The organism is Priestia sp. P5_B4 (assembly GCF_056400385.1).
Map to the genome: position 1 here is coordinate 1 of NZ_JBFULJ010001525.1, position 526 is coordinate 526.

Consider the following 526-nt stretch of genomic DNA (forward strand, 5'->3'; position numbering starts at 1 on the left):
CCAAAATAAGCTCCTGAAATCACAGCTCCAGCTACTAAAGGAAGCGGCATGCCTAAGCCTTGTCCGATTCCCATCATCGCGATTCCGGCTGTACCAACCGTTCCCCAAGATGTTCCTGTTGAAATCGAGGTAATAGAGCAAATGATAAGTGTAGCAAGTAAAAAGAATGTTGGATTAATAAACTCTAGTCCAAAATAAATAAGAGAAGGAACAACTCCTCCGGCAATCCATGTTCCAATTAACGTACCGACGGCTAATAAAATTAAAATAGCTTCTAAGCCGTTTGATATTCCTCTTGTAATGGCTCCTTGCAGCTGATTATACGTATACCCAAGTCGTACTCCTAGCGCCATAACAATAAACCATGAAATAAATAAAGCGAGCTGAATAGGTAAATCCAAAACAGTTGCAAATGAAATAACAACTGCTAAAAATAAAGCAAGCACAATCATTATCTCCCACATAGATGGTAAACGGGTTGTGTTCAAACTAGCTCCTCCTAAACTGGTATGTAGATTCTGGAATG

Annotated in this window: 1 pseudogene; it reads right to left on the bottom strand. The window is 39.7% G+C overall.

What is annotated here, in order from left to right:
- Positions 1-488, bottom strand: a pseudogene (locus AC1DRF_RS31970) (Na+/H+ antiporter NhaC); the annotation flags it as partial.
- Positions 489-526: the final 38 nt, after the last annotated feature.